The following is a 438-nucleotide window of genomic DNA, read 5'->3' as shown; positions in this document are numbered from 1 at the left end:
GTGGCATTGATGTCAAAGAAGGCTTGGTCATTGCCGCCGCTGAGGGTATAGGAGAGTCCATTGCCTTCACTGTTGGTATCGTCAGTAGATTGAACGTTAATGACGGCGGTGGTGTTTTCTGCAACATCCACAGCAGCGGTGCTGACAATGCTGGGCGCTGAGTTGCCTGCCCGCCCAAACACCACATAGCTGGAGCCAGAGTCGTCGTTGTTGGCATAGCGTGCGCCAATAATTAGGTCATCGAAGCCATCGCCATTGATATCCCCTGCACTGCTCACCGAACCACCGGAACGGTCACCTGCCGCGGCACCATCGAGGCGAAAGCCGTTGCTGCTATCGAGGGCAGAGAGGTTCTGCGTCGCATTAAAGCCACTGGCTTTACCAAACACCACATAGCTGGAGCCAGAGTTGTTGGCAAGACCTGCGCCAATAATTAGG

1 protein-coding gene is annotated in these 438 nt (G+C 54.8%); it reads right to left on the bottom strand.

What is annotated here, in order from left to right; all coding sequences use genetic code 11:
• A partial coding sequence (locus tag JUJ53_RS24060) for an integrin alpha (RefSeq protein WP_204154598.1) occupies window positions 1-438 on the bottom strand: 438 nt, incomplete at both ends.

Origin of the sequence: Leptolyngbya sp. CCY15150, assembly GCF_016888135.1 — a bacterium.
Classification (GTDB): domain Bacteria; phylum Cyanobacteriota; class Cyanobacteriia; order RECH01; family RECH01; genus RECH01.
The sequence above is the reverse complement of the archived record's forward strand: the minus strand, read 5'-3'. Positions and strand labels throughout refer to the sequence as shown.